The sequence below is a fragment of the Novosphingobium nitrogenifigens DSM 19370 genome (assembly GCF_000192575.1).
GTDB classification, from domain to species: Bacteria; Pseudomonadota; Alphaproteobacteria; order Sphingomonadales; family Sphingomonadaceae; genus Novosphingobium; species Novosphingobium nitrogenifigens.
On the sequence record NZ_GL876926.1, the window covers coordinates 658,749 to 684,563 of the forward strand.

Annotated in this window: 22 protein-coding genes and 1 tRNA gene; 11 read left to right on the forward strand and 12 right to left on the reverse strand. The window is 64.5% G+C overall.

Translation table 11 applies throughout. The features are described from left to right. Window positions 1-74 precede the first annotated feature (74 nt). The 3 genes from Y88_RS03290 (at window position 75) to Y88_RS03300 (ending at window position 3,619) form a co-directional block, all read left to right on the forward strand. Window positions 75-1,313, forward strand: a complete 1,239-nt coding sequence (locus Y88_RS03290; protein ID WP_157132576.1) for a hypothetical protein — start codon at window positions 75-77, stop codon at window positions 1,311-1,313. A gap of 111 nt (window positions 1,314-1,424) precedes the next feature. Further along, window positions 1,425-2,258, forward strand: a complete 834-nt coding sequence (locus tag Y88_RS03295; protein ID WP_008066281.1) for a hypothetical protein — start codon at window positions 1,425-1,427, stop codon at window positions 2,256-2,258. Then, window positions 2,255-3,619 (forward strand): sensor histidine kinase, encoded by a 1,365-nt coding sequence (locus Y88_RS03300; RefSeq protein WP_008066283.1) that lies wholly within the window; start codon window positions 2,255-2,257, stop codon window positions 3,617-3,619. The genes Y88_RS03295 and Y88_RS03300 overlap by 4 nt, the downstream gene beginning before the upstream one ends. Window positions 3,620-3,781: 162 nt before the next feature. Here Y88_RS03300 and gltA read toward each other — a convergent pair whose 3' ends face one another. Together gltA and gltX are read right to left on the reverse strand one after the other, a co-directional pair. Further along, window positions 3,782-5,068, reverse strand: a complete 1,287-nt coding sequence (gene gltA, locus Y88_RS03305) for a citrate synthase (protein ID WP_008066285.1) — start codon at window positions 5,066-5,068, stop codon at window positions 3,782-3,784. A gap of 89 nt (window positions 5,069-5,157) precedes the next feature. After that, complete coding sequence (gltX, locus tag Y88_RS03310) at window positions 5,158-6,636, reverse strand: glutamate--tRNA ligase (protein WP_008066286.1); 1,479 nt, start codon at window positions 6,634-6,636, stop codon at window positions 5,158-5,160. Between the two features lie 152 nt (window positions 6,637-6,788). Here gltX and Y88_RS03315 point away from each other — a divergent pair, with 152 nt between their 5' ends. Then, window positions 6,789-9,005, forward strand: a complete 2,217-nt coding sequence (locus Y88_RS03315; protein WP_008066288.1) for a ComEC/Rec2 family competence protein — start codon at window positions 6,789-6,791, stop codon at window positions 9,003-9,005. Here Y88_RS03315 and lexA read toward each other — a convergent pair. The 8 genes from lexA to Y88_RS03355 form a co-directional block, all read right to left on the reverse strand. Further along, on the reverse strand, window positions 8,999-9,685 hold the full coding sequence (gene lexA / locus Y88_RS03320) for a transcriptional repressor LexA (protein ID WP_008066290.1): 687 nt from the start codon (window positions 9,683-9,685) through the stop codon (window positions 8,999-9,001). The two genes, Y88_RS03315 and lexA, sit on opposite strands and share 7 nt — an antisense overlap. Window positions 9,686-9,816: 131 nt before the next feature. Further along, a complete protein-coding gene (locus Y88_RS03325) occupies window positions 9,817-10,509 on the reverse strand; it encodes an aspartate/glutamate racemase family protein (RefSeq protein ID WP_008066292.1) in 693 nt (230 codons plus the stop codon). 60 nt (window positions 10,510-10,569) lie between these two features. Continuing rightward, a complete protein-coding gene (locus Y88_RS03330; protein WP_008066294.1) occupies window positions 10,570-12,546 on the reverse strand; it encodes an SPFH domain-containing protein in 1,977 nt (658 codons plus the stop codon). Between the two features lie 188 nt (window positions 12,547-12,734). Next, window positions 12,735-13,529: an indole-3-glycerol phosphate synthase TrpC gene (gene trpC / locus Y88_RS03335; protein ID WP_008066296.1), complete on the reverse strand. Its 795-nt coding sequence runs from the start codon at window positions 13,527-13,529 to the stop codon at window positions 12,735-12,737. Between the two features lie 16 nt (window positions 13,530-13,545). Continuing rightward, window positions 13,546-14,541 (reverse strand): anthranilate phosphoribosyltransferase, encoded by a 996-nt coding sequence (trpD, locus tag Y88_RS03340; protein ID WP_008066299.1) that lies wholly within the window; start codon window positions 14,539-14,541, stop codon window positions 13,546-13,548. After that, complete coding sequence (locus Y88_RS03345; RefSeq protein WP_008066300.1) at window positions 14,538-15,137, reverse strand: anthranilate synthase component II; 600 nt, start codon at window positions 15,135-15,137, stop codon at window positions 14,538-14,540. Before Y88_RS03345 ends, trpD begins: the two co-directional genes overlap by 4 nt. 6 nt (window positions 15,138-15,143) lie before the next feature. After that, window positions 15,144-16,658: an anthranilate synthase component I family protein gene (locus Y88_RS03350; RefSeq protein WP_026166835.1), complete on the reverse strand. Its 1,515-nt coding sequence runs from the start codon at window positions 16,656-16,658 to the stop codon at window positions 15,144-15,146. 2 nt (window positions 16,659-16,660) lie between these two features. Then, a complete protein-coding gene (locus tag Y88_RS03355; RefSeq protein WP_008066302.1) occupies window positions 16,661-18,598 on the reverse strand; it encodes a peptidylprolyl isomerase in 1,938 nt (645 codons plus the stop codon). Window positions 18,599-18,805: 207 nt separating this feature from the next. Here Y88_RS03355 and tpiA point away from each other — a divergent pair, with 207 nt between their 5' ends. The 3 genes from tpiA (at window position 18,806) to Y88_RS03370 (ending at window position 21,950) form a co-directional block, all read left to right on the forward strand. Beyond that, a complete protein-coding gene (gene tpiA, locus Y88_RS03360) occupies window positions 18,806-19,567 on the forward strand; it encodes a triose-phosphate isomerase (protein ID WP_008066303.1) in 762 nt (253 codons plus the stop codon). Window positions 19,568-19,697: 130 nt separating this feature from the next. Beyond that, on the forward strand, window positions 19,698-20,114 hold the full coding sequence (gene secG, locus Y88_RS03365; RefSeq protein WP_018075420.1) for a preprotein translocase subunit SecG: 417 nt from the start codon (window positions 19,698-19,700) through the stop codon (window positions 20,112-20,114). Between the two features lie 204 nt (window positions 20,115-20,318). Further along, window positions 20,319-21,950 carry a CTP synthase gene (locus Y88_RS03370; protein ID WP_008066305.1) on the forward strand — a complete coding sequence of 544 codons (1,632 nt, stop codon included), beginning with the start codon at window positions 20,319-20,321 and terminating at the stop codon, window positions 21,948-21,950. 152 nt (window positions 21,951-22,102) lie between these two features. Here Y88_RS03370 and Y88_RS03375 read toward each other — a convergent pair whose 3' ends face one another. After that, window positions 22,103-22,570 carry an Hsp20 family protein gene (locus Y88_RS03375; protein ID WP_026166833.1) on the reverse strand — a complete coding sequence of 156 codons (468 nt, stop codon included), beginning with the start codon at window positions 22,568-22,570 and terminating at the stop codon, window positions 22,103-22,105. Between the two features lie 152 nt (window positions 22,571-22,722). Between Y88_RS03375 and grxC the strand changes: the two genes are divergently transcribed. The 4 genes from grxC (at window position 22,723) to Y88_RS03395 (ending at window position 24,549) form a co-directional block, all read left to right on the forward strand. Continuing rightward, a complete protein-coding gene (gene grxC / locus Y88_RS03380) occupies window positions 22,723-23,001 on the forward strand; it encodes a glutaredoxin 3 (RefSeq protein ID WP_036500099.1) in 279 nt (92 codons plus the stop codon). Window positions 23,002-23,011: 10 nt separating this feature from the next. After that, on the forward strand, window positions 23,012-23,893 hold the full coding sequence (locus tag Y88_RS03385) for a carbon-nitrogen hydrolase family protein (RefSeq protein WP_008066308.1): 882 nt from the start codon (window positions 23,012-23,014) through the stop codon (window positions 23,891-23,893). Further along, complete coding sequence (locus Y88_RS03390; RefSeq protein WP_008066309.1) at window positions 23,890-24,396, forward strand: DUF1178 family protein; 507 nt, start codon at window positions 23,890-23,892, stop codon at window positions 24,394-24,396. Before Y88_RS03385 ends, Y88_RS03390 begins: the two co-directional genes overlap by 4 nt. Window positions 24,397-24,472: 76 nt before the next feature. Further along, a tRNA-Arg gene (locus Y88_RS03395) sits at window positions 24,473-24,549 on the forward strand. A gap of 22 nt (window positions 24,550-24,571) precedes the next feature. On the opposite strand, the gene Y88_RS03400 is transcribed toward Y88_RS03395, so the two are convergent. Next, window positions 24,572-25,810, reverse strand: a complete 1,239-nt coding sequence (locus Y88_RS03400) for a histidine-type phosphatase (protein ID WP_232280896.1) — start codon at window positions 25,808-25,810, stop codon at window positions 24,572-24,574. Window positions 25,811-25,815: the final 5 nt, after the last annotated feature.

Consider the following 25,815-nt stretch of genomic DNA (forward strand, 5'->3'; position numbering starts at 1 on the left):
GACAATTTTCCCGGGTTGGCAACTTGGGGCATGTGCCGTCGCGGCTCTCGACGGCCAAAGGGAGAACGGGATCCTTGCGGGTCGCTTTGCTGTCACTCACCGAAGCCGTCTCCGGCGAGCCGCATGGTTTGCGCGGCTATCTGACGATCGGCGGGCGCACGCTGGCGCGGCATCAGCTCGGGATCGCACTGGCATTCGGTTGCACCCGGGTTGTCGTCCTGACCGAAGGTCTCACCGGCGAAGTGCTCACGCTGCAACATGCAGCGGAAGAAGGCGGCGCACGCTTTCACGTCATCACCTCGGCACATGCGCTGTTGCCGCTGATTACCGCCGATGACGAACTGATCGTGCTGTCGGACGGTCTCTTCGCCTTGCCCGAAGTCGTGCTTTCCCATCTCTCCGATGGACCGGGCGTTCTTGCCCTGCCGGTCGAGGCAGGGGTTGCCGCCGGTTTCGAACGGATCGATATCAATCATGCCGCCGCCGGTGTCATGCGCTTGCCGGGACGGCTCATCGCCGGGCTCGGCGATCTGCCCTCGGACTGGAACGCGCATGCCGCGCTCCTGCGACTGGCGGTGCAGGCGCGCACGCCTATGCGGCAACTGCCTTCGGCTGTTCTCAACGACGGGCGCTGGGGACTGGTCCGCAGCGAGGACGAGGCTCATCGCGTCGAACCGGCATGGATCAGGCTTCATACCCGAAGCGCGCAGCAGCGCAGCCCGGGGGAATGGCTGGCGGCCAAGACCGTGCATATGGCAGGGCCCGCACTGCTTCACGCCGGGACGCGTCCCTGGTTGGTCGCCATGGGGGCGGTCGTGCTCCTGCTGCTTGCCGTGGGGGCCGGGTGGTTCGGGTGGTGCACGCCCGGTTTCGTGCTGCTCGGCATGGGATGGGTGGTGGCACAGGTCGCCACGCAGATTGCGGGAATCGAAACCGCATCCCTGCTGGCGCTGCGGGATCGCTCGCCCATTGGTCCTGCGTTTGCTTTCCTGATCGATGCGGCCTTCGTCACGCTGGCGGCGTGGCGCAGCGACATTGCGTCAGTCGCGGGCGTTTCTTTTGCCGCCACCTGGTTCGCGCCGGTCGTGCTGGTGATGCTTCTTCATCTTCTGCCGCGCGCTCTTCCCGAAGGTCGCTGGACATGGTGGTTGCAGGATCGCTTGCTGGCTGGGCTTGTCTGCGCGGCGGTGAGTGTGCTGCTTCCTTTCGATCTGGCGCTTCGCGCGGTGGTCGTCCTCTTGCTGGGCTGGGCGATCCTGATCGTTCCGCGTCGCACCGGATCGGCTAACGCCCCCTTAACCGGAAGCCGTTAGTTTCAACCTATGGTGCAGGCTGGCAATTTGGGGAACGGAAGTGACGGCGGGAGGGGAACGGCAAACCGTTCCCTTGCTCTTGCCGATCATGAGCTTGCGGCGAGTGTCGAGATGCTTGAGCGGCTTGTCGTGCTTGCCCCGGGACGCCTGCTCGATGATGAGACCGTGGCCCGGGTTCGCGCGCTTGCCCATGATGTCGCCCGACAGCTTGCCGGGATGGCGGGGCGGGCGGGCGATCCGCAGTTCCTGACCATGCTCGCGGGAATGGTGGCGGGCAATCGCGCGCTGTTGCTCCACTTTCACGCGCTCGCGCTCGAATGGCGTCAGGGCGAGGTGCTTGCGCGTTCGCGCGGGCTCGATCCGGTGCTGTCGCCGTTGTTGCGTCGTCGTCTCGATGCCGGGGCGATGGTTCCTGACGCAAGCGCCTTGCTGGCAGCCCAGGCGCGCACGGTCGAAGCCTTGCGGCGCATGCATTTGCCCCTTTCCGAATTGCCCGCCGATCTCCACCGGATGGCGATCGCGATCCTGCAAGGGGCATGTGCGGTCGCCGGCGATGATGGCAAAGTCGTCGCGATGGCGCCGATCACCCATGACGAGCATGGGACGCGTCTGGCTCTCGTGCGCCGGTTTCTCGATGGTCTCGGGGAAGAGATCACTTCGGCCTTGTGTCTTGGCGACGCGGGACTTGCGGTGTTCCTGACGGCTCTAGCCATCGCAGCCGGCCAACCGCGCGAGGTGGTGGCGATCGCCATGGCAGAGGACGATGCCTTGCGGCTTGCGCTGATCCTGCGTGCGGCGGGGCTCGAATCGGGCCAGGCCGCCGCCCAGTTGCTGATCCTGCGTCCCGAGGCGGATCCCGCTCTGGTTCAGGGGCCTCGCGACGCGCGGGACGCCGAAGGCAGGCTTGGTGAATGCGCGGCGCTTCATGCCGGGGCTGTCGAATGAGCGGGCATCCCCCGGTTCACGGCCGCTGCGACGGCAGCGACTGTCTGGTCGAGGCGGACGATCCACTGGCCGGACTGCAGATCCGGTGCGGCGGGAAAATGCCGGGGATGCTGGCCATCCCGGCCTTGCTGGCGCTGGTGCGCAAGGTGCGCCACGCCGGGATCGCGCAGGAATGTCGCCTTACCGCTTTCGATGAAGGCAAGCTGATCGCTTTCTTTGCCAGCGTCATCCCCGACGGCAGCGGGACGCGGATCGAATTGCGGCAATGGCGCATGATCGGCGAAACCCACCCGGAAGCGGGGCTTGATGCGGGCGCCGGGGACATTCTGCTGCACCAGCTTGCCGCGGCGCATGCCTTGCTCGATCCGGAGCAGCATGTGCTGACGGCCGACCTTCTCGACAGGGGCGATGCCGGTCTTGCTGGACTGGTCGCCCGATGGCAGGGCGCTCCGGGCGAGGCGTGGACCAATGCCGTCGAAATCGCCGGACTGACTCACCAGCAGCCACTGCATTGGCGGTTGATGGACGACACGGTCTTTACCGTGGAGGGCGGTGAAACCTTGTGGCGCGCGCGCCTTTTGCCGCGTGGGGACCATGGTTTCGACCTTCTGATCATTCCCGAAAGCTTGCCGGAGCCAGCCGAAGAGCCTGTGGTCGACGCCGGGAAAGTCGTTGAAAACGGCTGGAGTCGTGCGATCGGTCGTGATCTTGCTCCAGCCTTGCGGCAGCCGATCACGCGCATCATCGCCAATGCCGAGACGATCCGGACCCGGCTCGCCGGACCTTTGGCCGAAGACTATACCGGATATGCCGCTGACATCGCCGATGCCGGGCGCCACCTTCTCGATCTCGTCGAGGATCTGGCCGATCTTGATGCCGTCGAATCTCCCGGCTTCGCTCCGGCGCCGGATCGGATCGATCTGGGTGATTGCGCGCGCCGGGCGGCAGGCATTCTCGGGGTCCGGGCGCAGGAGCGCTCGATCCGCCTGATCACTCCGCCCGAGGGTATGGTCGTACCCGCGATCGGCGAGTTTCGCCGCGTGCTTCAGATCCTGCTCAACCTCATCACCAATGCCATTCGCTATGGCCCGGCGAATTCAACGGTCACGATCACCGTCCTGCGCGAGGAAAATGCCGCGTGGGTGTCGGTCGCGGATGAGGGAGACGGGTTGAGCGCGGAACAGGCCGCCCGCGTGTTTGACAAGTTTGAACGCCTGGGACGCAGTGGAGATGGCGGCAGCGGTCTTGGCCTTTACATTTCCCGCAGGCTCGCCCGCGCCATGGGCGGCGATCTGGTGGTCGCGGGACCGGGGCCGGGTGCGTGCTTTATCCTGTCTCTTCCGGTGCCGCCGGTTTCCTGACAGTTTCGCGTTGGACGGATCGACAAAAGCCCCGCTTGTGCGGGGCTTTTGTGTTTCTGCCCCCTGCAAAAGCAAATGCCCGAAACGCAAATGGCGGAGATGCCTGAGCATCTCCGCCACTGACGTGCGGTCTGGCGCGCCGCATAAAGCGGCGCGTCAGGATCAGCGCTGTTCGATCGGAACGTAGTCGCGCTGCGTCGGGCCGGTGTACAGCTGACGCGGGCGGCCGATCTTCTGGCCGGGATCCGAGATCATTTCGTTCCACTGTGCGACCCAGCCCACGGTGCGGGCCAGAGCGAAGAGCACGGTGAACATCGTGGTCGGGAAGCCGATCGCCGAGAGGATGATCCCCGAGTAGAAGTCGACGTTGGGGAACAGCTTCTTTTCAATGAAGTACGGATCGTTGAGAGCGATTTCTTCAAGACGCATCGCGGTTTCGAACACGGGGTCCGTAACCTTGAGTGCTTCGAAGACTTCGCGGACGGTCTTCTGCATGACGGTCGCGCGCGGGTCGTAGTTCTTGTACACGCGGTGACCGAAGCCCATCAGACGGAACGGATCGTTCTTGTCCTTGGCGCGTTCGATGTAGTGCGGAATACGGTCCGGCGTGCCGATTTCGCGGAGCATGTTGAGCGCCGCTTCGTTGGCGCCACCATGCGCAGGACCCCACAGGCAGGCGATGCCGGCGGCCATGCACGCGAACGGATTGGCGCCCGACGAACCGGCAAGGCGCACGGTCGAGGTCGAAGCGTTCTGTTCGTGGTCGGCGTGAAGGATGAAGATGCGGTCCATCGCGCGTTCGACGGCGGGGATCACTTCATATTCTTCAGCCGGAACGCCGAAGGTCATCTTCAGGAAGTTGCCGGTGTACGACAGCTTGTTGTCCGGATAGACGAAGGGCTGACCAACGGTGTACTTGTAGGCCATCGCCGCGATCGTGGGGATCTTGGCGATCAGGCGGTGCGAGCTGATCTTGCGATGCAGCGGGTCCGCGATGTCGGTCGAGTCATGGTAGAACGCCGAGAGAGCGCCGACCACGCCGCACATGACGGCCATCGGGTGCGCGTCACGACGGAAGCCCTTGTAGAAGCTGCTGAGCTGTTCGTGCACCATCGTGTGGCGGGTGATGGTGCGGTTGAAGTCTTCCAGCTCCGCCTTGTTCGGCAGTTCGCCGTTCAGGAGCAGGTAGCACACTTCCATGTAGGACGAGTGTTCGGCCAGCTGACCGATCGGGTAGCCGCGGTGAAGCAGGACGCCCTGGTCACCGTCGATGTAGGTGAGCGCGCTGTCGCAGCTGGCAGTGCTGGTGAAGCCGGGATCGTAGGTGAACAGGCCGGTCTGGCCATAGAGCTTGCGGATGTCGACCACGTCGGGGCCGAGCGTACCGCTCCGGACCGGCATGTCGACGGTTTTACCGTCCGCGGAAAGGGTTGCCTGGGTTTCGCTCACGTCTTGTCCTCCTGTGTGTTAGTTGGCCGGAATCCCGGTCACGTGAGAAACGCTTGTGTTCACCCCCCCGGGCAAACATGCGCCACCCCTCATCCTATGGTCTCCCCGGCGAATTGGTCCCGGATCCTAGCCAAGGCCTCGTCCCGTCCGAGAAGGACGAGAACGTCGAAGATACCGGGAGAAGTCGTCTGGCCGGTCAATGCCGCGCGGAGCGGTTGAGCCAGCTTGCCAAGGCCAAGGCCGAGTTCCCCGGCAAGGTCCTTGAGACTGTGTTCGAGCACTTCGGCGGTCCATTCCGTCGCGGGCTCGAGCCGGGCGGTAATTTTCGCCAGCACGGCGCGCGCATCGTCGGTCAGGATTGCCGTCGCCTTCGCATCGGGTTCGAGCGGGCGGCGTGCAAAGAGGAAACGGGCCCCATCGGCCAGTTCGTTGAGGTCGGCCGCGCGGACCTTGAGCACCGGCATCGCCTTTTCGAGCAGGGCAAGATCGGCTGCATCGGCAAGGTCGAGGCGCTTGGCGACTTCGGCAGTCAACCGGGCGTCATCGGCAAGGCGCAGGTAGTGGCCGTTGAGATTGAGCAGCTTCTTGAGGTCGAAGCGTGCCGCGCCCTTGTTGACGTGGGTGATGTCGAACCATTCGACCGCTTCCTCGCGGCTGATGATTTCGGCATCGCCGTGGCCCCAGCCAAGACGCAGCAGATAGTTGAACACCGCTTCGGGAAGGAGGCCGAGTTCGTCGCGATACGCATCGACGCCGAGTGCGCCGTGGCGCTTCGACAGCTTCGCCCCGTCCGCGCCGTGGATCAGCGGGATGTGGGCGTAGATCGGGTCAGGCCAGGCACCTGTCCCGGCGGCCTGTTCAATCGTATGCATCGCGCGGATGACGACGAGCTGGCGGAACGCGTTGTTGATGTGATCGTCGCCGCGAATGACGTGGGTAACGCCCATGTCGTGGTCGTCGACAACCACCGCGAGCATGTAGGTCGGGGTTCCGTCGCTGCGCAGGATGACGAAGTCGTCGATTTCGCGGTTGCTGACCGTGATCTGCCCCTGAACGAGGTCGTCGATGACGGTTTCGCCTTCGCGCGGAGCCTTGATGCGGATCACATACGACTGGCCTTCGGGCCAGGTCGCGGGATCGGCATCGCGCCATTCGCTGTCGATACGGAAAGGACGGCGTTCGGCCTGGGCCAGTTCGCGCCGCGCCGCGAGTTCCTCGGGCGTCAGGTAGCAGCGATAGGCATGGCCAGCGGCCAGAAGCTGGTGCGCCACGTCGGCATGACGGTCGGACCGGGCAAACTGGAACACAGGTTCCTCGTCGCCGCCGAGTCCGAGCCAGGACAGGCCGTCGAAAATGGCATCGATTGCCGCGTCGGTCGAACGAACCCGATCGGTATCCTCGATCCGCAACAGGTACTTGCCGCCGGTGTGGCGAGCAAACAGCCAGTTGAACAGCGCGGTACGCGCGCCGCCGATGTGAAGGAATCCCGTCGGGGAAGGAGCAAAACGCGTAACAACCGCCTGCTGGCGGTCAGAAGTCGCAAAATCGGTCACACTCGCGCTTGCCATTGCTGGCGCAGACCTTTCAGACCATCATCATGGCAGAACAGGCAAAAGCCTTATCCACCGTTGGGGTTGACAGCGCCGATCGGACCGGGACTCAAGACTCCGATCCGGGTCGGCTTGGCGGCCCTTGCGGCAGTTTGAAGCGATTGTCCAGTGTGCAGCGCACCATTGAGCAATTCGTCGAGGGTCGCCCCTTTGAAAGGGGGCCGTGGCTGGTCGTGGGCTTTGGCGCGGGGATCGCGGCATGGGCGATTTTGCCCGGTCCATGGCAATGGTGCGCGTTTCTGGCCGCCTGCACGGCCGCAGCTGCGCTGGCGCCGCTCTTTGCTCCAGAGGGGAAGGGTGACCACACTCGGCACGCCATCTGGGGCATGGCCCTGATGCTGGCGGCCGGATGCGGCGTGATCTGGGCCAAATCGGTTCTGGTCGGGCGTCCGGCCATTGCGCATCGCGAAGTCGTCATGGTGAACGGGCGTATCGTCGATCGCCAGGACGAAGGGGCGGAAGGACGTTTGCGACTCGTCCTGCTGGCCCGGATCGAAGGCGAATCGCAGCCGACCACGATACGCGTGACTTTGCCCGAAACTTCGGACCAGCCCCAGCTCGTCGTGGGAGCCATGATTGCGGCCCGGGCGCGCCTTGTTCCGCCATCACCGCCGATGCTTCCGGGGGGTTATGATTTTGCCAAAACGGCGTGGTTTCAGGGGATTGGCGCGACGGGGTCGATTCTGGGGGACGTCACGGTGCTGAGCCCGGCGGGGCCGGTTCCCTCACTTCGCCGGGTGCAAGACGCGCTCGCCCGGCATGTTCTTGCGCAATTGGGGGGATCGCCCGGCGCGATTGCGGCGGCTCTGGCAAGTGGCGATCGCGGCGCGATTGCGCGCGAGGACGAAGACGCGATGCGCGACGCCGGATTGACGCATTTGCTCTCGATCAGCGGCCTTCACGTCAGTGCCGTGATTGCCGGTGTCTATTTCCTGACCATTCGTCTGCTTGGATTGTTCCCCTGGATCGCCTTGCGGGTCCGGCTTCCGGTCGTTGCCGCTGCCGCCGGGGCAACGACGGGTATCGCCTATTGCCTTGTCACCGGATCGGAAGTGCCGACGGTACGATCGGTGGTCGGCGCCTTGCTGGTTCTCGGCGCGCTGGTGCTCGGGCGGGATCCCTTGTCCTTGCGCCTGCTCGCGGTCGCGGCATTCTTTGTCATGCTGTTCTGGCCCGAAGCCGTCCTGGGGCCGAGTTTCCAGATGAGTTTCGCGTCGGTCATGGCGATCATCGCGGTTCACAATGCCGCGCCGGTGAAGCGGTTCCTGGCAAAGCGTGATGAAGGTCGCCTCATGCGCCTGCTGCGGGAAACGGCCATGTTGCTGGCAAGCGGCGTGGTGATCGAATTGACGCTTATGCCGATTGCCTTGTTTCATTTCCACCGCGCAGGGATTTACGGCGCCTTTGCCAATCTCGTGGCCATTCCGCTGACGACTTTCACGACTATGCCCGCGATCGCGCTTGCCCTGGTGCTCGATCTTGCCGGGCTTGGGGCGCCGGCATGGTGGGTGACGGGAAAGTCGCTCGAAGCCTTGCTGTGGCTCGCACACATCACTGCCACGATGCCCGGTGCAGTCACGATGATGCCGACGATGCCGGGCTGGATTTTCGGGATTATGCTGGCCGGGCTGCTCTGGCTTGGCCTGTGGAGCGGGCGCGTACGGCTTTGGGGGCTGTTGCCGGTGGCTCTGGGATGTGCGGTCTATGCCGGAGAGCGGGCGCCCGATGTCCTGATCTCAGGGGACGGGCGCCATGTCGGGTTGACGGGGCTGGGGCCCGACCTTGTCGTCCTGCGACCGGGGCGCGGCGGTTACGCGCGGGAAGCGCTGCTGGAAAGCGCAGGCATGTCGGGGGACGTCCGTTTGCTGGAGGACTGGCCCGGAGCCCGCTGCAACGTGGCCTTTTGCATGGTGCGGTTGGCGCGGGGAGGGCGTTCCTTCGCCCTTCTGTTCGCGCGGGGAACCGGTCTGGTCGATATAGACCAACTCGAGGCGGCTTGCGCCGCGAGCGACATCGTCGTTGCCGACCGTCGCCTTCCCCAAGCCTGCCGACCCCGACTGCTCAAGGCCGATCTCGGCTTGCTCGAACGGACCGGCGGTATGACGATCGACCTCGTTTCCGGTCGTATCCATACCGTCGCCGAAAATCGGGGTGAGCATCCGTGGGTGCAGCAAGCCGGGATCTTTGGCGCGCCCCATGGCGGGCCCGCAGTTGATCGGGACGGAGCGGGCAACCGAAGTGGGGGGCGAGACGGGGAGAACGGGGCAGGGGGCGTGGATCCCGACTGGATACCGGTCACGCCATCTCCTGCCGTTCCCGTTCAGTGATAGCGGCGCAGCAATCCGGCCAGCTTGCCCTGAACCTGCACGTCGTTCGGGGTGTAGAACTGGGGGTCGTAAGCCGCATTGGCCGGATCGAGGCGGATCATGCCTTTTTCCCGGCGCAGATATTTGAGCGTTGCTTCTTCCCCGCGAACGAGTGCGACGACGATTTCCCCGTCGCGCGCCACTTCGGTGCGGCGGATCAGGGCCAGATCCCCGTCGAGAATGCCCGCATCGACCATCGAATCGCCCGAAACCTCAAGCGCATAGTGCTCGCCGGGGCCCAGCAGGGCGGCCGGAACGGGCAATGTCGCGCTGCCCTCGAGCGCCTCGATCGGAGCGCCTGCGGCAATGCGGCCGTGGAGCGGTATCTCGATCACGTCGTTGGCCGCTTCGGGGGCGACGAAAGGAGGGGGCGGCGGTGTCGGCGCAGGCTTTGTCGCCACCCTGGCAGCGCCACGCGGGCTCGCCGTTTCGGGTTCGCGGATCACTTCGAGAGCGCGTGCCCGATTGGGCAGGCGGCGAATGAAGCCGCGTTCTTCCAAGGCGGAAATCAACCGATGGACACCCGACTTCGATTTCAGATCGAGGGCGTCCTTCATTTCCTCGAACGAGGGGGAAATGCCGGATTCTTCCAGCCGGTTCTGAATGAAAGTGAGAAGTTCGTGCTGCTTTCGCGTCAGCATCGACCGGACTCCCGCGTGATGATGTTCACATCCTTGTGAACGAATGCGGAACGAATAGGTAACCAATCAGGCCTAGTCAAGCAATTCCGCCATTTTTCCCGCCGTGGCGGATCGATCTTGGTGCTATCGTTTCAACCGATGGCAAGTGCGGTCGCGGCGGCGGCATGGAGCGCGGTTGTGTCGAACAAGGGGACCGGGCTGTCTTCCGGTCGGACCAGAAGCATGATCTCGGTACAGCCCAGAATGATCCCTTGCGCACCGCGCTCGGCAAGGCGGGCAAGGGCGCCCCGATAGGCTTCGCGAGAGCGCGGCTCGATGCGTCCGGCGACGAGTTCTTCATAGATCACGCGATGGACGATCTGGCGGTCGGCGTCTTCGGGAACGATCACGTCGAGCCCGTGGCGCTCGGCAAGGCGTTCGCGATAGAATGCCTGCTCCATGGTGAAGCGGGTTCCGAGCAGGCCGACGCGCTCGATCCCGGCTGCCCTTACCGCGGCCCCGGTCGGGTCGGCAATGTGGAGCAGGGGAACCGCGACATTGGCGGCGATGAGGTCGGCGCAGCGGTGCATGGTGTTGGTGCAGATAAGCAGCGCTTCGGCGCCTGCTGTTTCGAGGCGGCGTGCAGCATCGACCATGCGGGAGGCAAGCGCGTCCCAGTCACAGGCATGCTGGAGCGCCTCGATTTCGGCAAAGTCGAACGACCACAACAGCAGGCGCGCCGAATGCGTGGGGCCCAGCGCGTCGCGGACACCCTGATTGATGATGCGATAGTATTCGGCTGAGCTTTCCCAGCTCATTCCACCGATCAGGCCAAGCGTCTTCATGGGCGGATCGTGAGGCAGCAATGTGGCAGGGATGGGGCGCTCCCACCCCCGCCATGGGGTTCAGGCCGCGTCCTGTTCCTCGCGCGCAAGCAGGGCTTCCCCCTTTTCGGAAAGGAGCAGGCCGAGAAGTCCCGCCAGCGGATTGGCAGCATCGTTTCCCGCACCGCTGATCTGGATCCGGGGGACGATATCGACGCCGGACTTTTCAAGCGCTTCGGCAAGGCGTTCGACGACCTGTCGAGTGAGCTGATAGCGTGAGCCGCCCGATGCCTCGGCTTGCTTGGCGATCGTTTCGGCCGTGGCAAGACCGGTCTTGGTGATGCGCTCGGCGTCGGCGCTTGCGATGGCGACCATCTTGGCGGCCTCGCCTTCACCGATGATCTTGACGCGATCGGCTTCGGCACGGGCAAGGGCGCGGGTCTGGTCGGCCTGTTGCATGGCGAGCCGCAGGGCGGCCTTGCCTTCGTTTTCCTTGACCGTGATCGACAGTTCGGACTGGGTGATCGCGGTCTGCTGGTTGGCGCGGGCTTCGGCTTCGCGCAGCATCTTTTCGCTTTCGGCGGCGATGCGTTGCTTTTCGTAAGTCGCGACGCGTTCCTCGGCGACCTGGCGCTCGCGCAGCTGCTGGAGGACTTTCTCGATCTGATTGCTGTCGGTGCTTGATGCACGCGGCGTTCCGATCAGGACTTCCTGCAGTTCCAGATTATAGGCAGAGAACCGCTCGTGCATTTGTTGTCCGGCCAGTTGCTGGATGTCCGCCCGTTCCTGAAGCAGTTCGATCAGCGTACGCTTTTGTGCGACGTTCTTGAAATAGGCCGAAACCATTGGATCGAGCGTCTGTTCGACCAGCCGCTTGATGTCGCCGAAACGCTGCACGACGAGCGGCGCCTTGCGATAGTCGATGTGGACGACGACCGAGAGCGGCAGCACCGGTTCGAACGCGTCGCGGGTGATAAGCGAGACTTCGGCAAGGTTCTCGTCATAGCGATGCGTGCCGACGGCGGCCTGATCCCACTTCAGGATGAAGTTGGTCGTCGGGACCATCAGGATCTTGCCCGCATAGGTGTTGAAGGCATATTTGCCGGGCAGCAGCGGTTCGCTCCAGACCCCGCGCGATCCGCGTGCGACGAGTTCGCCGTGGCGATAGTCCTCGCCCGAGGTGTCGCCGGTATCCGCCCCGGTATAGCTGATGACAACGCCGACGTGGCCGACCTCGATCACGGTCTTGGCAACCATCTCGACCGTCGCGAACAGCCGGTTGATGTAATAGCTGCCTTCGACCAGAACCTGAAGCTGGCGCCCGCGACGACCGCCTGCGGTGATGAACTTTTCCGGGTCCTGGAATGAGTTATGGAATGTTCCTGCGGTCGACTGATCGGTGCCGACTTCGGGGGCGATGATCTCTTCGGCCCCCAGGGCGGGGCCGTCATGGACGGTGACGACGCCGATCTGGTCCTGCGCGTCCTTGATGACGACGGCATCGAACCCGCTGCGCGAAGCGATCAGCGACGACATCTGGTCGAACACCTGCTGATCCGCGCGTTCGAGCATCAGGCCATAGATTTGGTCGCGCGTGATGATGACGAACTGGGCAAGGTTGATGGCATAAGTGCCTTCGCGCAGGATCGCGCGTTGCGGGCCTTTCTGGCCTCCGGCAGTCAGGAATGCCCGGACGTCGAGGAAATCGGCGGTCGCGGCATTGCTGGCGAGAGTCTGCGTAGGCTCAAGCGGCATGCCGTCGCGGGCGAAGACATAGCCGATCTGCCCTTGGGGAATGGTCACCAGCGGCTCGGCATGAAGGCGATATTGGAACGGCAGAAAGAAGTGAAAACCGCCGCGCAGGACTTCGGGTTGATATCCGGCTTCGCCCGCCAGCGCGATCAGGCCGCCGCTGACCGAACCCGAGCCGCTCCAGAGTTTTTCGATGATGGCCACGCGATTGTTGCCAACGTAACGGATCGCGCCCGAAACACGCACAAACGCGGCCACCGCCACCAGACCGGTGACGATTTCGGCCCACAAGGGGATATGAAACATGGGAATTGGCGTCCTTGGCCAAGTAGGGATCGTCGATGATTGCGTCGACGTCCGGCCTTTTACGCCTTATGAAGTCAAGGCCCAAATAAAAGCGGCATAAAGAACCGTAAAGACGGCATTTCTGTTGCGTAATTGCCGCAAGTCATTCCCCCCCCGATTGTCCAGTCGACATCGGGGGAAGTGCACGATCAGTCCGCTCCGGTCAGCAGGCGGCGGGTGGCTGCCTCGACATCGTCCTCGCGCATCAGGCTTTCCCCGACAAGGAATGTACGCGCGCCACAGGCCGACAGGCGGACACAATCGGCATGGCTGTTGATCCCGCTTTCCGCGACAAGCAGGGTTCCTTCGGGCGCGAGCGAGGCAAGGCGCTCGGTCACGGCCAAGTCGGTGACAAATCGCTTGAGATCGCGATTGTTGACCCCGATCAGGCGCGACTGGAGGCGGTGCGCACGTTCCATTTCGGCTTCGTTATGCACTTCGACCAGGGCGTCCATGCCGAGTTCGCGGGCGGCGGCTTCGATTTCGGCCATTTGCCCGTCGTCGAGAGCGGCAACGATAATCAGGATCGCATCGGCACCGATCGCGCGTGCCTCTGCGCACTGCCACGGGTCGACCATGAAATCCTTGCGGATGACCGGCAGCGCGCAGGCAGCTCGCGCGGCAATCAGGAAGTCTTCATGGCCTTGAAAATAGGGGGCATCGGTCAGGACCGAGAGGCAAGCCGCCCCTCCCGCCTCATAGGCACGGGCATGATCGGCGGGCCGAAAATCCGGCCGGATCAATCCCTTGGAGGGGCTTGCTTTCTTGATTTCGGCAATCAGCGCAAACCCGGTCGCAGCCTTTGCCCGCAAGGCCGCTTCGAACCCGCGGGGCGCGGTCTGCGTCGCCGCGCGCGCACCAAGTTCGGCAAGGCTCGTATTGGCCTTGCGGATGACGACTTCCTCGCGCTTGGTGGCGCAGATCTCGGCAAGCTTGTCGGTCATGACGTGTCCCGTTCGGTCAGGCGAGCGCGGCGATCCAGCAATCGAGCAGGGCTTTGGCAAGCCCCTTGTCGATCGCTTCGGCGGCTTCCTCGATGCCGGCGTGCCAGTCATCGGTTTCGCCCGCAACGATGAGAGCGGCGGCCGCATTGAACAGCACCGCGTCGCGATAGGGGCCTTCCTCGCCGAGCAGGAGGCGGCGAAGCGCATCGGCATTGTGCACCGCGTCTCCGCCCCGGATCGCTTCGACCGGAGAGATCGACAGGCCGACGTCGGATGGCGCGACCCGGCGCATGCGGACGGTTTCGCCGCTGACTTCGGCGATCTCGTTCCCGCCGGCGAGGCTGAGTTCATCGAGGCCCTCGTCGCCCGAGACGACGAACGCGTGAAGCGTGCCGAGGCGACGAAGGGCATCACCATAGATCGGCACATAGGCGGGACGGGCAATGCCGACGAGTTGCCGACGCACTCCGGCCGGATTGGCCAGCGGGCCCATCAGGTTGAAGATCGTCCGGCGACCGATCGCGCGCCGGATCGGCATGATCCGGCCCATCGACGGGTGATGGCGGCCTGCGAACAGGAAGCAGATGCCAAGGTCGTTGAGCGTCGCCTCGGCGGTTTCGCCCACGCGGTCAAGATCGAGCCCGAGTGCTTCAAGCGTATCGGCAGCGCCCGCCTTGGAACTGGCGGCGCGGTTGCCGTGCTTGGCCACCGGGACACCGCATGCGGCGACCACCAGGCTGACCGCTGTCGAGACGTTGAGCGTGTGGTGCCCGTCGCCCCCGGTCCCGCAGACGTCGATCGCGTTGGCCGGGGCACTGATCGGGATCATGCGTGCACGCATGGCCCGCGCGGCACCGGCGATCTCGCTTGCCGTCTCGCCGCGATCGGACAGCGCGACGAGGAACGCTGCAATGGCGTCATCGGCGACGCCGCCATCGAGAATGGCGCCGAACGCGGCTTCGGCTTCGTCTTCATCCAGCGGTGTCGCGGTGACCGGCGGCAGTGTGGTCATGCGACCAGGCTGCCGACGTGTTCGCGCGGAGTCAGGCCGCAAATACGCAGGAAATTGGCGATCATCGCATGACCGTGTTCGGTCGCGATCGATTCGGGGTGGAACTGCACACCGTGGATCGGCTTTTCGACATGGCGAAAGCCCATGACATGCCCGTCGTCCGACCGCGCATTGACCGACAGGACCGGCGGAATGTCCTCGACGATCAACGAGTGATAGCGCGTGGCGATGAAGGGCGAAGGAATGCCTGCGAAAACGCCGGTTCCGTCATGAGTGACCGAACTCGTCTTGCCGTGCATCAGCCCGCCGCGCACGACCTTGCCGCCGAAATACTGGCCGATCGACTGGTGTCCAAGGCAGACACCGAGCAGCGGCAACCCGCTGTCCGCCGCCGCACCGACGAGGTCGAGGCTGATGCCCGCTTCGTTCGGCGTGCAGGGGCCGGGAGAGATCAGGAATCCCTTTGCTCCGCTCGAAATGGCCTGTCCGGCGGAAAGCGCGTCATTGCGCACCACTTCCACTTCGGCGCCCAGTTCCATGAGGTAGTGGACGAGATTCCAGGTGAAGCTGTCGTAATTGTCGATGACGAGGATCATGGCGTCTTACTGCCCGAACTTGGTGTCGCTGGCCACCCGGATTGCCTCGCGGGCGGCAGCAAAGAGGGCGCCCGACTTGGCTTCGCATTCGCGCTGCTCGTAAACGGGGTCGCTGTCGGCAACGATTCCTGCGCCCGCCTGAACATGCATGACCCCGTCCTTGAGCACCGCAGTGCGCAGGACGATGCACGAATCGACCGATCCGTCGGGAGCGAAATAGCCGACGCCGCCAGCATAGGCGCCGCGCGTTTCCGGTTCGAGTTCGGCGATGATCTCGCAGGCCCGGACTTTTGGCGCGCCGCTGACGGTCCCGGCCGGGAACCCGGCGAAGAGCGCATCGACCGAATCCGCACGACTGGCGTCGAGACGGCCGACCACGTTTGAGACGATGTGCATCACATGGCTGTAGCGTTCGATCGTGAAGCTCTCGGTCACGCGGACGGTACCGGCCTCTGCCACGCGACCGACATCGTTGCGGCCAAGGTCGAGCAGCATCAGGTGCTCGGCGCGTTCCTTGGGATCGTCGAGCAGGCTTGCTTCGTTCGCGCGATCCTCTTCCGCCGTCTTGCCGCGCGGACGCGTCCCCGCGATCGGGCGAATGGTCACTTCACCATCGCGGATCCGGACCAGGATTTCCGGGCTCGACCCGATCAGGGCAAAGCCGGGGAGGTCGAGGAAGAACAGGAACGGCGAAGGATTGATCCGCCGCAGTGAGCGGTAGAGTGCCGAGGCGGGGAGCGGGAAGGGGGTCGTGAAGCGCTGTGCGATGACCACCTGAAAGATGTCGCCCGCTTCGATATAGTCCTTCGCGCGCGTCACCATGTCGGCATAGGCGCCGGGCGCCATGACCGGTTGGCGGGCAAGCTCGATCGCTTCGGCAAGGCGCGGATCGGCGGGCAAGGGGCCGTTGAGCCCGGCGAGAGCCGCGTCGATGCGCTCGGCGGCAATCGCCAGTGCCTCTTCGGGGGTGGTTGCCGAAGGCCAGATCGGCGCCAGGGCCACGAGTTCGTCGCTCAGGCGGTCGAACACCAGGAGGACCGTCGGCCGCACGAACAGCATGTCGGGCAGTTCGAGCGGGCTGTCCGGCGCGCGGGGCAGCTTTTCGACAAGGCCGATCGTCTCGTACCCGAAATAGCCGACGAGGCAGGCGAGGACCGGCGGCAGACCGGCAGGAACGTCGATGTGGCAGGCCGTGACCAGCGCGCGCAGTTCCGCAAGGCTGTCGCGTTCCAGTGGCTCGAATGCCTCGGGATCGGTGGCCCAGTGGCGGTTGATTTCCGCCTTGGCGCCCTTGGCCCGGAACACGAGATCGGGGGCAAGGCCGAGCAGGCTGTAGCGCCCGCGCACTTCGCCGCCCTCGACCGATTCGAGCAGGAAGTCCCCGCGTCCCTCGCGCATGAGTTTCAGTGCTGCGCCGACCGGCGTTTCGGTATCCGCGATCAGGCGGCGGCAGACCAGCGCAGGGAGGCCCGAGCGCAGGGCGTCGAGCGCGATGGCGGCGTTTTCGAGTGTGTCGCGCATGATCACTGTGCGCCGACCAGAGCTTCGCGAACGGTGCGGAGCGTAGCTTCGTTCCGCTTCGAGCCGATTTCATGCGTGATCGCGGTGCGCAGTTCGTCGGCATATTCGCGCCCGGCGACCTGACCGAGCTGGCCGGCGGCCTGGGCGATCAGCGGATCGTTGGGAGCAACGGTGCCGTTTTCGACGTTGTCGAGTGCGATCACCAGCCATCCGGCCTGATTGGGGGCAGCCAGCTTCTTGGCCGACCCCTTGGTCATGGAGAACATCAGGGCATAGGGCGCGGGGACACGCGGCTGCATCTGGGTCAGCTGTTCGCGGGTCATCGCGACCTTGTCGATCGGAGGCAGCGGCAGGCCGAGCGACTTCACCGCAACGTCGAGCGGTGTCTTCTTGGCCACGGCAGCAAGGACCTTGTCGGCGGCAGCGGCAGCGGCAGCTGCGCCCTGTGCACGAGCCCAGTCGGCCGCGACCTGCGCCTTGATCTCGGCGAGCGCAGCAGGGGCGGCGGGCGTGATCGCGCCGACGTCGAACACGGCGAAACGCAGCCCGTTGGGAAGGCCTGCGACCTGCGGCTGACCTTCATGTTCCATGGCAAAAGCGGCCTGAACCAGTCCCTGCACGTCGGGCGACAGCTTGTCGCCGGGCTTGGCCGGGTTGCTGCCGTCGGCCTGAACCGGGTCGGTGGTCTGGATAGTCAGGCCATAGGCCTTGACGATATCGGTAAGGCTGGTGCCGTTTTCGGCCTGCTCGCCGATGCGGGCGGCAAGGTCGGTCATCGCCGCCTTGTGGCGTTCGGCGGTGAGGGCGAGGACGATTTCGGCGCGCGCCTGGTCGAGCGTCTTGCCGGGGTTCTTCTTGATCGCGTCGACGCGTGCGACGCTCCAGCCGAGCGCGCCCTTCGTCGGGGTGATCAGTTTGCCCTGCTGGGCGGAAAACACGGCGTCGGCAACCGCCTTGGACGTGTCGGATACCAGTTGGTCATGCGTACGGTCGGCGATCTTGGCCGGGGCAAGGCCCTTGGCCGCAGCCGCCGCCTCGATCGTCTTGCCGCCTGCAAGGTCGGCGGCGAAAGCCTGTGCTGCCGACTGCGAAGGCAGGATCACCTGGGTGATCGAGCGGGTTTCGTTCGGCGCATAGAGAGCCGCATTGGCCTGATAGCGCTTTTGAATGTCGGCATCGCTGGGTGCGCCGAGATTCTTGATCGCGGCTTCATCGACCAGGACGTAGCGGATCGTGCGGCGTTCCGGGCGCTGATAGCGCACGATGTTGGCCTTGTAGAAATCGGCGACTTGCTGGTCGGTGGCCGGCGCCTTGGGGGCAAAGGCCTGCGAGGGCAGCATCAGGATGCCGCCGCTGCGCTTTTCCTTGAGCAGTTCGGCATAACGCTGGGCAACGCCGTTGGGCATTGCGGCGCCTTCGCTGGCACCCGCCATGATGAGCTTGCCCATCAATCCCTTGGCAATGTCCTCGCGCACCTGCTTGTCGGTCAGGCCGCGCTGCGCGATCAGCTGGTTATAGACCTGCTGGCTGAACTTGCCGTCCGGGCCCTGGAACGCGGGCAGCTTGGCGATTTCGCTGTCGATCAGGCGGTCACTGACGCCGATGCCGTTCTTTTGGCCCCATTCCTGCACTGCGGCGCGATCGATCAGGCCGCTCAGAACTTCCTCGAGCGCATTCTGGCTCGTGACGAAATCCTTCATCGTCAGGGTAGGAGTGCGCTGGCGTTCGCCGTCAAAGGCGGCGCGAACCGTCTTGTCGAGTTCGCGCGAGGAAATGCCGGTATGACCGACGGTTGCAACGTCGTCGCCGCCGAAAAGGTTGCCGGTGCGAAGGCCACTGACGTCGGCCCCGGCAAAAGCCAGGACGATCAGGACGAGGAAGACGAGGCCGAGGACCGCACCGAAGCGGGACTTGATAATGGCACGAAAGAAACCGAGCATGACAGCCGATCGCTAGGGAGAGACAAACCGCGCTGCCTTAGAGGCTGGTTCGGCCTTCGCCAAGCCGCGATTTGCGCAAGGAGCGACAGAGAATTCCGTGGGCTCGACCAACGGGTGTTTTGCAATCCGGGTCCCCATTTGGTAGCCGCCGAAGAGCGGAACTGATTCACCGCAATTCGGGCAACTTGGGGAGCGGGACTGAAGGTTATGGCGCATCGACCCTATATCGTCGGCAATTGGAAGATGAATGGCAGTCGCGCCATGCTGACCGAGGCAAGGGCCATCGATCGCGGCGCGCAGCGTTGCCCCGATGTGCAGGTCGCCCTGGCTCCGCCCTTTCCGTTTCTGGCGCTCCTGCGCGAGGAAACGTCGAATATCGGCATCGGTGGGCAGGATTGTCACACCGCAGCCAAGGGCGCGCATACCGGCGACGTTTCGGCGGCCATGCTGGCCGACATCGGGGCCGATGTCGTGATCGTCGGGCACAGCGAGCGCCGTCGCGACCATGGCGAAACCGATGCGATCGTGAAGGCCAAGGCCGAAGCCGCGCTGGCGGCGGGGCTTGGTGTCATCATCTGTGTCGGTGAAACGCTCGACGAACGCGATGCGGGCCAGGCCGAGGCCGTTGTCGGCGGCCAGGTCGATGCGTCGCTGCCGTTGGTGCAGGGCGCGGCAGAAGCTGCTGCGCTGGGCAAGCTCTCCCTTGCCTATGAGCCCGTCTGGGCCATCGGGACCGGACGTGTCGCGGCGGTCGAGGACGTGATCGCGATGCATGCCTCGATCGGCGCTCGTCTTGTCGCGGCGTTCGGCGATGCGGCGGCGAAAGTGCGTATTCTTTATGGCGGTTCGGTCAATGGCGAGAACGCGTCGGCACTTCTGGCTTCGCCGGGCGTGGGTGGGGCGCTGGTCGGCGGTGCTAGCCTGACGGCCGATGCGTTCCTGCCGATCGTGGCGGCTGCGGCGCGCTGACGGAAACGGCTGGCGAAAGCGTCCGCCGGACACAGGTGTCCGCGTGGGCATGTGGTCATGCATGGGTGGGCTTGCGCTGACGCTTCCCCCGCCCTAAGTGGCCGTGCATGATTTTCAGGCAGGTCTATTGATGTCCTTGTTCGTATTCCTCTCGGTGGTTCAGGCCATCGTCGCGCTTCTGCTGGTCATGGTTATCCTGATGCAGAAGTCCGAAGGCGGCGGCCTCGGGGTTGGCGGCAGCCCGTCCGGCTTCATGTCGGCGCGCGGTGCGGCCGATTTCCTGACTCGCGCCACCACGATTCTGGCCGCGATTTTCGTCGGCCTGTCGATCGTGCTCGCCGCGCTTGCGGTCGGCACCAATTCGACGCACCAGATCGACACCTCGCTCAACCGTTCGCTGCCGACCCAGTCGGCTCCCGATCCGCTGGCCGGCGCGGGTCAGGCTGGCGGCGCGACCGGGCAGGTTGCTCCCGCGACGCAGGCGCAGCCTTCGTCGGGTGCAAAGCCGCTGCCCAGCGACCCTCTGTCGGGTGCCGCGAAGCAGTAACACATCGACCGCATGAGGCGGGCTGCCCCTGTCGGGCGGCCTGCTTGCGGCTATTTTCGCCTGAAACAAGGATCGGTCCCGGCCTGCCATGCGGCAGGCTGCGGGCCTCCTGCGTTTCATTCATACGGTGCCTGTGGATTGCGGTAATATTCTCCCGCTAACCGCTTGCGCCCGTGCAACCTCTGACGCTAAGGTCCAATTCCCATGGCGCGGTACATTTTTATCACCGGCGGCGTGGTTTCCTCGCTCGGCAAGGGTCTCATGGCAGCAAGCCTCGCGGCGTTGCTGCAGGCACGCGGATTTCGCGTGCGCATCCGCAAATTCGATCCCTATCTCAATGTCGATCCGGGGACGATGAGCCCCTATCAGCATGGGGAAGTCTTCGTGACGGACGACGGGGCGGAAACCGACCTCGACCTCGGTCACTATGAACGCTTCACCGGCGTATCGGCGCGGCAGGCGGACAACATCACGTCAGGCCGAATCTATCGCGACATCATCACCCGCGAACGACGCGGCGATTATCTGGGCGCGACGGTTCAGGTGATTCCCCACGTGACCGATGCGATCAAGGATTTCGCCCAGGCGGAAACCGACGATCTCGATTTCGTCCTGTGCGAAATCGGCGGCACGGTCGGCGACATCGAAGGGCTTCCGTTCATCGAGGCCCTGCGTCAGCTCCACAACGAACTCGATCGCGACCAGACCTGCTTCGTCCACGTGACGCTGGTGCCCTATATCGCGGCAGCCGGCGAGCTGAAGACCAAGCCGACGCAGCACTCGGTACGCGAACTGACGGGGCTCGGCATTCAGCCCGACATTCTGCTCTGCCGCTGTGAAAAGGCGCTGCCCGAAAGCGAGCGGGCCAAGATCGCGCAGTTCTGCAATGTGCGCAAATCGGCGGTCATCCCGGCGCTCGACGCGAGCAGCATCTATTCGGTGCCCTTGCAGTATCATGCCGAAGGCCTCGACAACGAAGTCCTGCGTCACTTTGGCCTGACCGCACCCGATCCCGACCTTGCGCGCTGGATCGACATCGTCGACCGCTTCCACAATCCGGAAGGCGAAGTGACGATCGGTGTCGTCGGCAAGTATGTCGGCCTGCCGGACGCGTACAAGTCGCTGAACGAGGCTCTGGTCCACGGCGGCCTTGCCAATCGCGTGAAAGTTCACATCCGCTGGATCGATGCCGAGCTGTTCGAAAAGGACGACAGTGAGATCGCCGCGCATCTCGAACCGATGCATGCCATTCTCGTACCGGGCGGATTCGGCGAACGTGGGACCGAAGGCAAGATCGCCTCGGTCCGTTTTGCCCGCGAGCGCAAGGTGCCATTCTTTGGTATCTGTCTCGGCATGCAGATGGCCTGCGTCGAAGCGGCCCGCAACACGGCCGGGATCGCTAATGCCGGTTCGACCGAATTTGGTCCGACTGACGAACCGGTGGTCGGCATCATCACCGAATGGATGACGGCCGAAGGGCTCGAAACCCGTGCGGAAGGCGGCGATCTGGGCGGCACGATGCGTCTTGGCGCCTATGAAGCGCGGCTCGACGGCAACAGCCATGTCGCGGCGATTTATGGTGCAACCACGATCAGTGAACGCCACCGCCATCGCTATGAAGTCAACGCGGCCTATCGCGAACGTCTCGAAGCGGGCGGACTGGTCTTTTCGGGCATGTCGCCCGACGGGCTCCTTCCCGAAATCGTGGAACGCCCGGACCATCCGTGGTTCATCGGCGTGCAGTTCCACCCCGAACTCAAGAGCCGTCCGTTCGATCCGCACCCGCTGTTCCGCGATTTCATCTCGGCGGCGGTGAAGCAGGCCCGTCTGGTCTGATCGCCCGATCCGTCATCCCGGCGTTGTCGGGATGACGCCGGTCAATAAAGACGGGGGACGACAAAAAGGCGGATCGAAACGATCCGCCTGAAAGTGGTTCGCCAGGAAACGGGCGCCCGAAAAGGCGCCCGTTATGCGTTGGAAGGCGTCGATCAGGCCGCCGCGCTTGAATTGCCGTCGATCACCGACAGCGTCTTTTGCGCACCGATCAGCACTTTCTTGGGCTTCATCGCTTCGGGCACTTCGCGCACGAGGTCTATGGTCAGAAGGCCGTCGGCAAGGTCAGCATCCTCGACACGGACGAAATCAGCGAGTTCGAAACGGCGTTCAAAGCCGCGATTGGCGATTCCCACGTGCAGGAACTGGCGGTTTTCGGGATCGGTATCCGCCTTGTTGCCCTTGACGACGAGCAGGTTCTGCTGCGCGGTGATGTCGAGGTCTTCGGGCTTGAACCCGGCAACGGCAAGAGTGATGCGATACTGGTCTTCGCCGCGCCGTTCGATGTTGAACGGGGGATAGTTGTCGCCGGTCTGAGCGCGGGCCTGACGTTCGAGCAAATCGAACAGGCGGTCGAAACCGACGGTGGTGCGGCGGTAGGGCGTGAAATCGAAACGGTTCATGAGCAACATCCTCAATGCTGAGCAATCTGCACAAGGACCTGCTGGAGCCCATCACGGCGCTCCGGCAGGCCGGTCTTCCGGTCAAGCCCGACTTGCGGCGCCTGACCTCTTGCGCCATGTGTGGTGGTCAACGCGAATTTCAAGAGGGGCCGATGAGCGAAAACGGCAAGCCGCAACCGCGGGTCGAGATCTATACCAAATGGGGTTGTCCCTATTGCTTCCGTGCGAAAGCCTTGCTCGAGGAAAAGGGCGCGGCCTTCACCGAGTACGACATCACCATGGGTGGTCCCAAGCGGCAGGAAATGCTCGATCGCGCGCCCGGTCGCACGACCGTGCCCCAGATTTTCATCGATGATCGCCATATCGGCGGATGCGACGACCTGATGGCGCTCGATGCGCAAGGCGGGCTCGATCCGCTGCTCGGACTGTGAGCGCGGTGCCATGAATGCTGCCCATGTGAACGAGACTTCGGTTCCGCCCGGTGTACGCGCGGCTGTGCGTGTCGCTGTCCTGCAGATGACGAGCGGGATCGATCCCGCCGCCAATGCCGCGACGATTGCGGAGGCGCTCGGCAAGGCCGCCGACGAGGGCGCGGCCATGTTGTTCACACCGGAAATGGCCGGGCTGCTCGACCGCGACCGGAAACGCGCGGCGCCGCATATCCTGCCCGAGGCGTCCAATCCGACGCTGGCAACTTTGCGCGAAGCGGCCGCGAAGCACGGCACCTGGCTTCATGTCGGGTCCTTGCCGGTCCGGGCCGAGCGCGACGGCGAAGGACGCTTTGCCAACCGGACGTTCGTGATCGATCCGAGCGGTGAAATCGTTGCCCGCTATGACAAGATCCACATGTTCGACGTCGATCTCGCGACCGGCGAAAGCTGGCGGGAATCGGCGGCCTATCGTCCCGGCGAAGAGGTGGTGACGGTGGATTGCCCGGTCGGGCGACTGGGTCTTTCGATCTGCTACGATCTTCGTTTTCCCGCTTTGTTTGAAGAGCTTGGACGGCGTTCCTGCGATGTAATCGCTATCCCTGCGGCCTTCACGGTGCCGACGGGCAAGGCGCATTGGCATCTGATGCAGCGCGCCCGTGCGGTCGAGGCGAGTGCCTTCGTGATCGCCCCTGCGCAGACAGGACGGCACGAGGACGGGCGCGAGACTTACGGCCACTCGCTGGTGATCGATCCGTGGGGGCAGGTCATTCTCGACATGGGCGAGGAAGCCGGGCTCGGCTTTGCAACGCTCGACATGGCGCGCCTTGCCGAAGTGCGTCGGCAGCTGCCCAGTCTTGTCAACAAGCGCGACATTCCCACATCAAGGCCATGATTGTCTTCGATCTTGAATGCAAAGCGGCCGGGCACCGTTTCGAAGGGTGGTTCGGCTCGTCCGACGATTATGCCGAGCAACATGCGCGCGGGCTGGTGACGTGCCCGGTCTGCGGCAGCAGCGACGTGACCAAGGCGGTCATGGCGCCCCATGTCGGGCGCAAGGGCAACCAGTTGCCCGACCAGATGCCCAAAGCCGTTCCGGCGCGCGCGCAGGAAGCGGATGCAGGCCCTGCAACCGCTCCTGCACCCGCGCCGCCGCTGTCCCCGCAAGCCGCAGCCGTACTTCAAGCTATTGCCAAGGCGCAGGCCGAGGCGCTCAAGTCCTCGACCTGGGTCGGCAAGCAATTCGTCGAGCAGGCCCGCGCCATGCATTACGGCGAACAGGACAACGCCATGATCCATGGTGAAGCCAGCCCGGACGAAGCGAAGGCCCTGATCGAGGAAGGCGTTGAAATCGCGCCGATCCTGTTTCCGGTCGCCCCGCCTGGTGACGTCAACTGAATCTGCCGGCGAGGGCTCGGCAATTGCCAAGCCCCGCCATTGCGCCGAATCTCCAAGGCCCCTATGGAGAACTCGGGCGCCCGTAGCTCAGCAGGATAGAGCACAAGATTCCTAATCTTGGGGCCATGGGTTCGAATCCCGTCGGGCGCACCACTTTCTTTCCTGATTTTCCGCATCAGGACAGGTTTTCCAACAGCTTGAGGAAATCGTCGAGCGGGCAGGTGTCCGGGGCGATCCGCGTTGTGCAGCGACCGATCGTCAGGGGCGTGCGCCATGCCTTGGCAAGCGGGGCTGCGGTGCGGATCTGGTCCAGCGTCTGGGCGCGGTAGGCGGCGCGGACGAACCGGGTTCCATCTGCGTCCCGCAGCAATTCCAGAACGATGGCGCCGCCCGGTGCCGGATCGTCGGCGGCAAAGCCGGGAACGTGCCAATGGGCATCGAGCAATCCGGCAAGATTGGCGACATTGGTGTCGTGTCCGGCAATCAGCGTCACTTTGGCCGATCCGCTCAATCCTTCGCGAATGACCGGGGTCAGGCCTGCCAGACTGGCCGCCGCGATCACGGGCGGACGCGCCAGCAGGCGGAATTCAAGCGCGTGGAATGCGGAAAGCGCGGCGATGTCGGCTGCCGATGCGCGTCCCCAACCGACTTCGCTCAGCGGCTTTCCTTCGCCGTATTCGAGCAGCAGGACTTGCGCTGCGGTCGATGCCTGATCGAGCGCGCCGCTCATTTTCGGGCGTCCACCGGCTTTTCCTGAGACAAGGACGCTGGGGTTTGTGGAGACGCCGCAGGCACTTGTGGCAGGGCCGCACAGGATGGCGTCAAGTCGCGTCAGCAGCGGACGGTTCGCGCGGTCGAGCGCTGCCATGCCGTCGGGACCGGTTGCCGCCTCGACAGCGGCCATCGCCTGTGCGGGATCGAGTTTGGCAAGGCCGCTTCTGAGCGGATCGAACCGGGGATCGTTCTCGTCCTGGGGCTTGTGATCGATGGCGAGCGCGCAGGCAGGCGCCAGCGCCCTGGTCCAGTGCCGCGCCGTTTCGATCGTGCGCTGGTCGCTGTCGGCGACAATGCGAACGGCCGCCGCCGATGGGCAGCCGTGACGGGGGAGCAGGCCTTGTGCGCGAAAGCGCAAGGCATCGGCCGTGCCGAGCCTTTCGACGGCGAGCCCGCCATGCGGAGTAAGCCAGCCCGGCGCGACCGGCCAGTCGGGCCACGCCTGTGCCGCGACGCCTTGCGGCATGGCGGGCGCCTTGGTCGGAGGACGCACGCCGTGCCGCATGACCAGCACGGTGCGCTCGACTTTGAGGGAAGCGACTTTCAGGGAGGCGTTCGGGGCCTTGGCCTGCGCTCCGCCCGAAAGCAGGAGAGTTGTCGCAAAGACCGCTAAGGTGAGCAGGGAGGGACGCATTGTCATGAGCT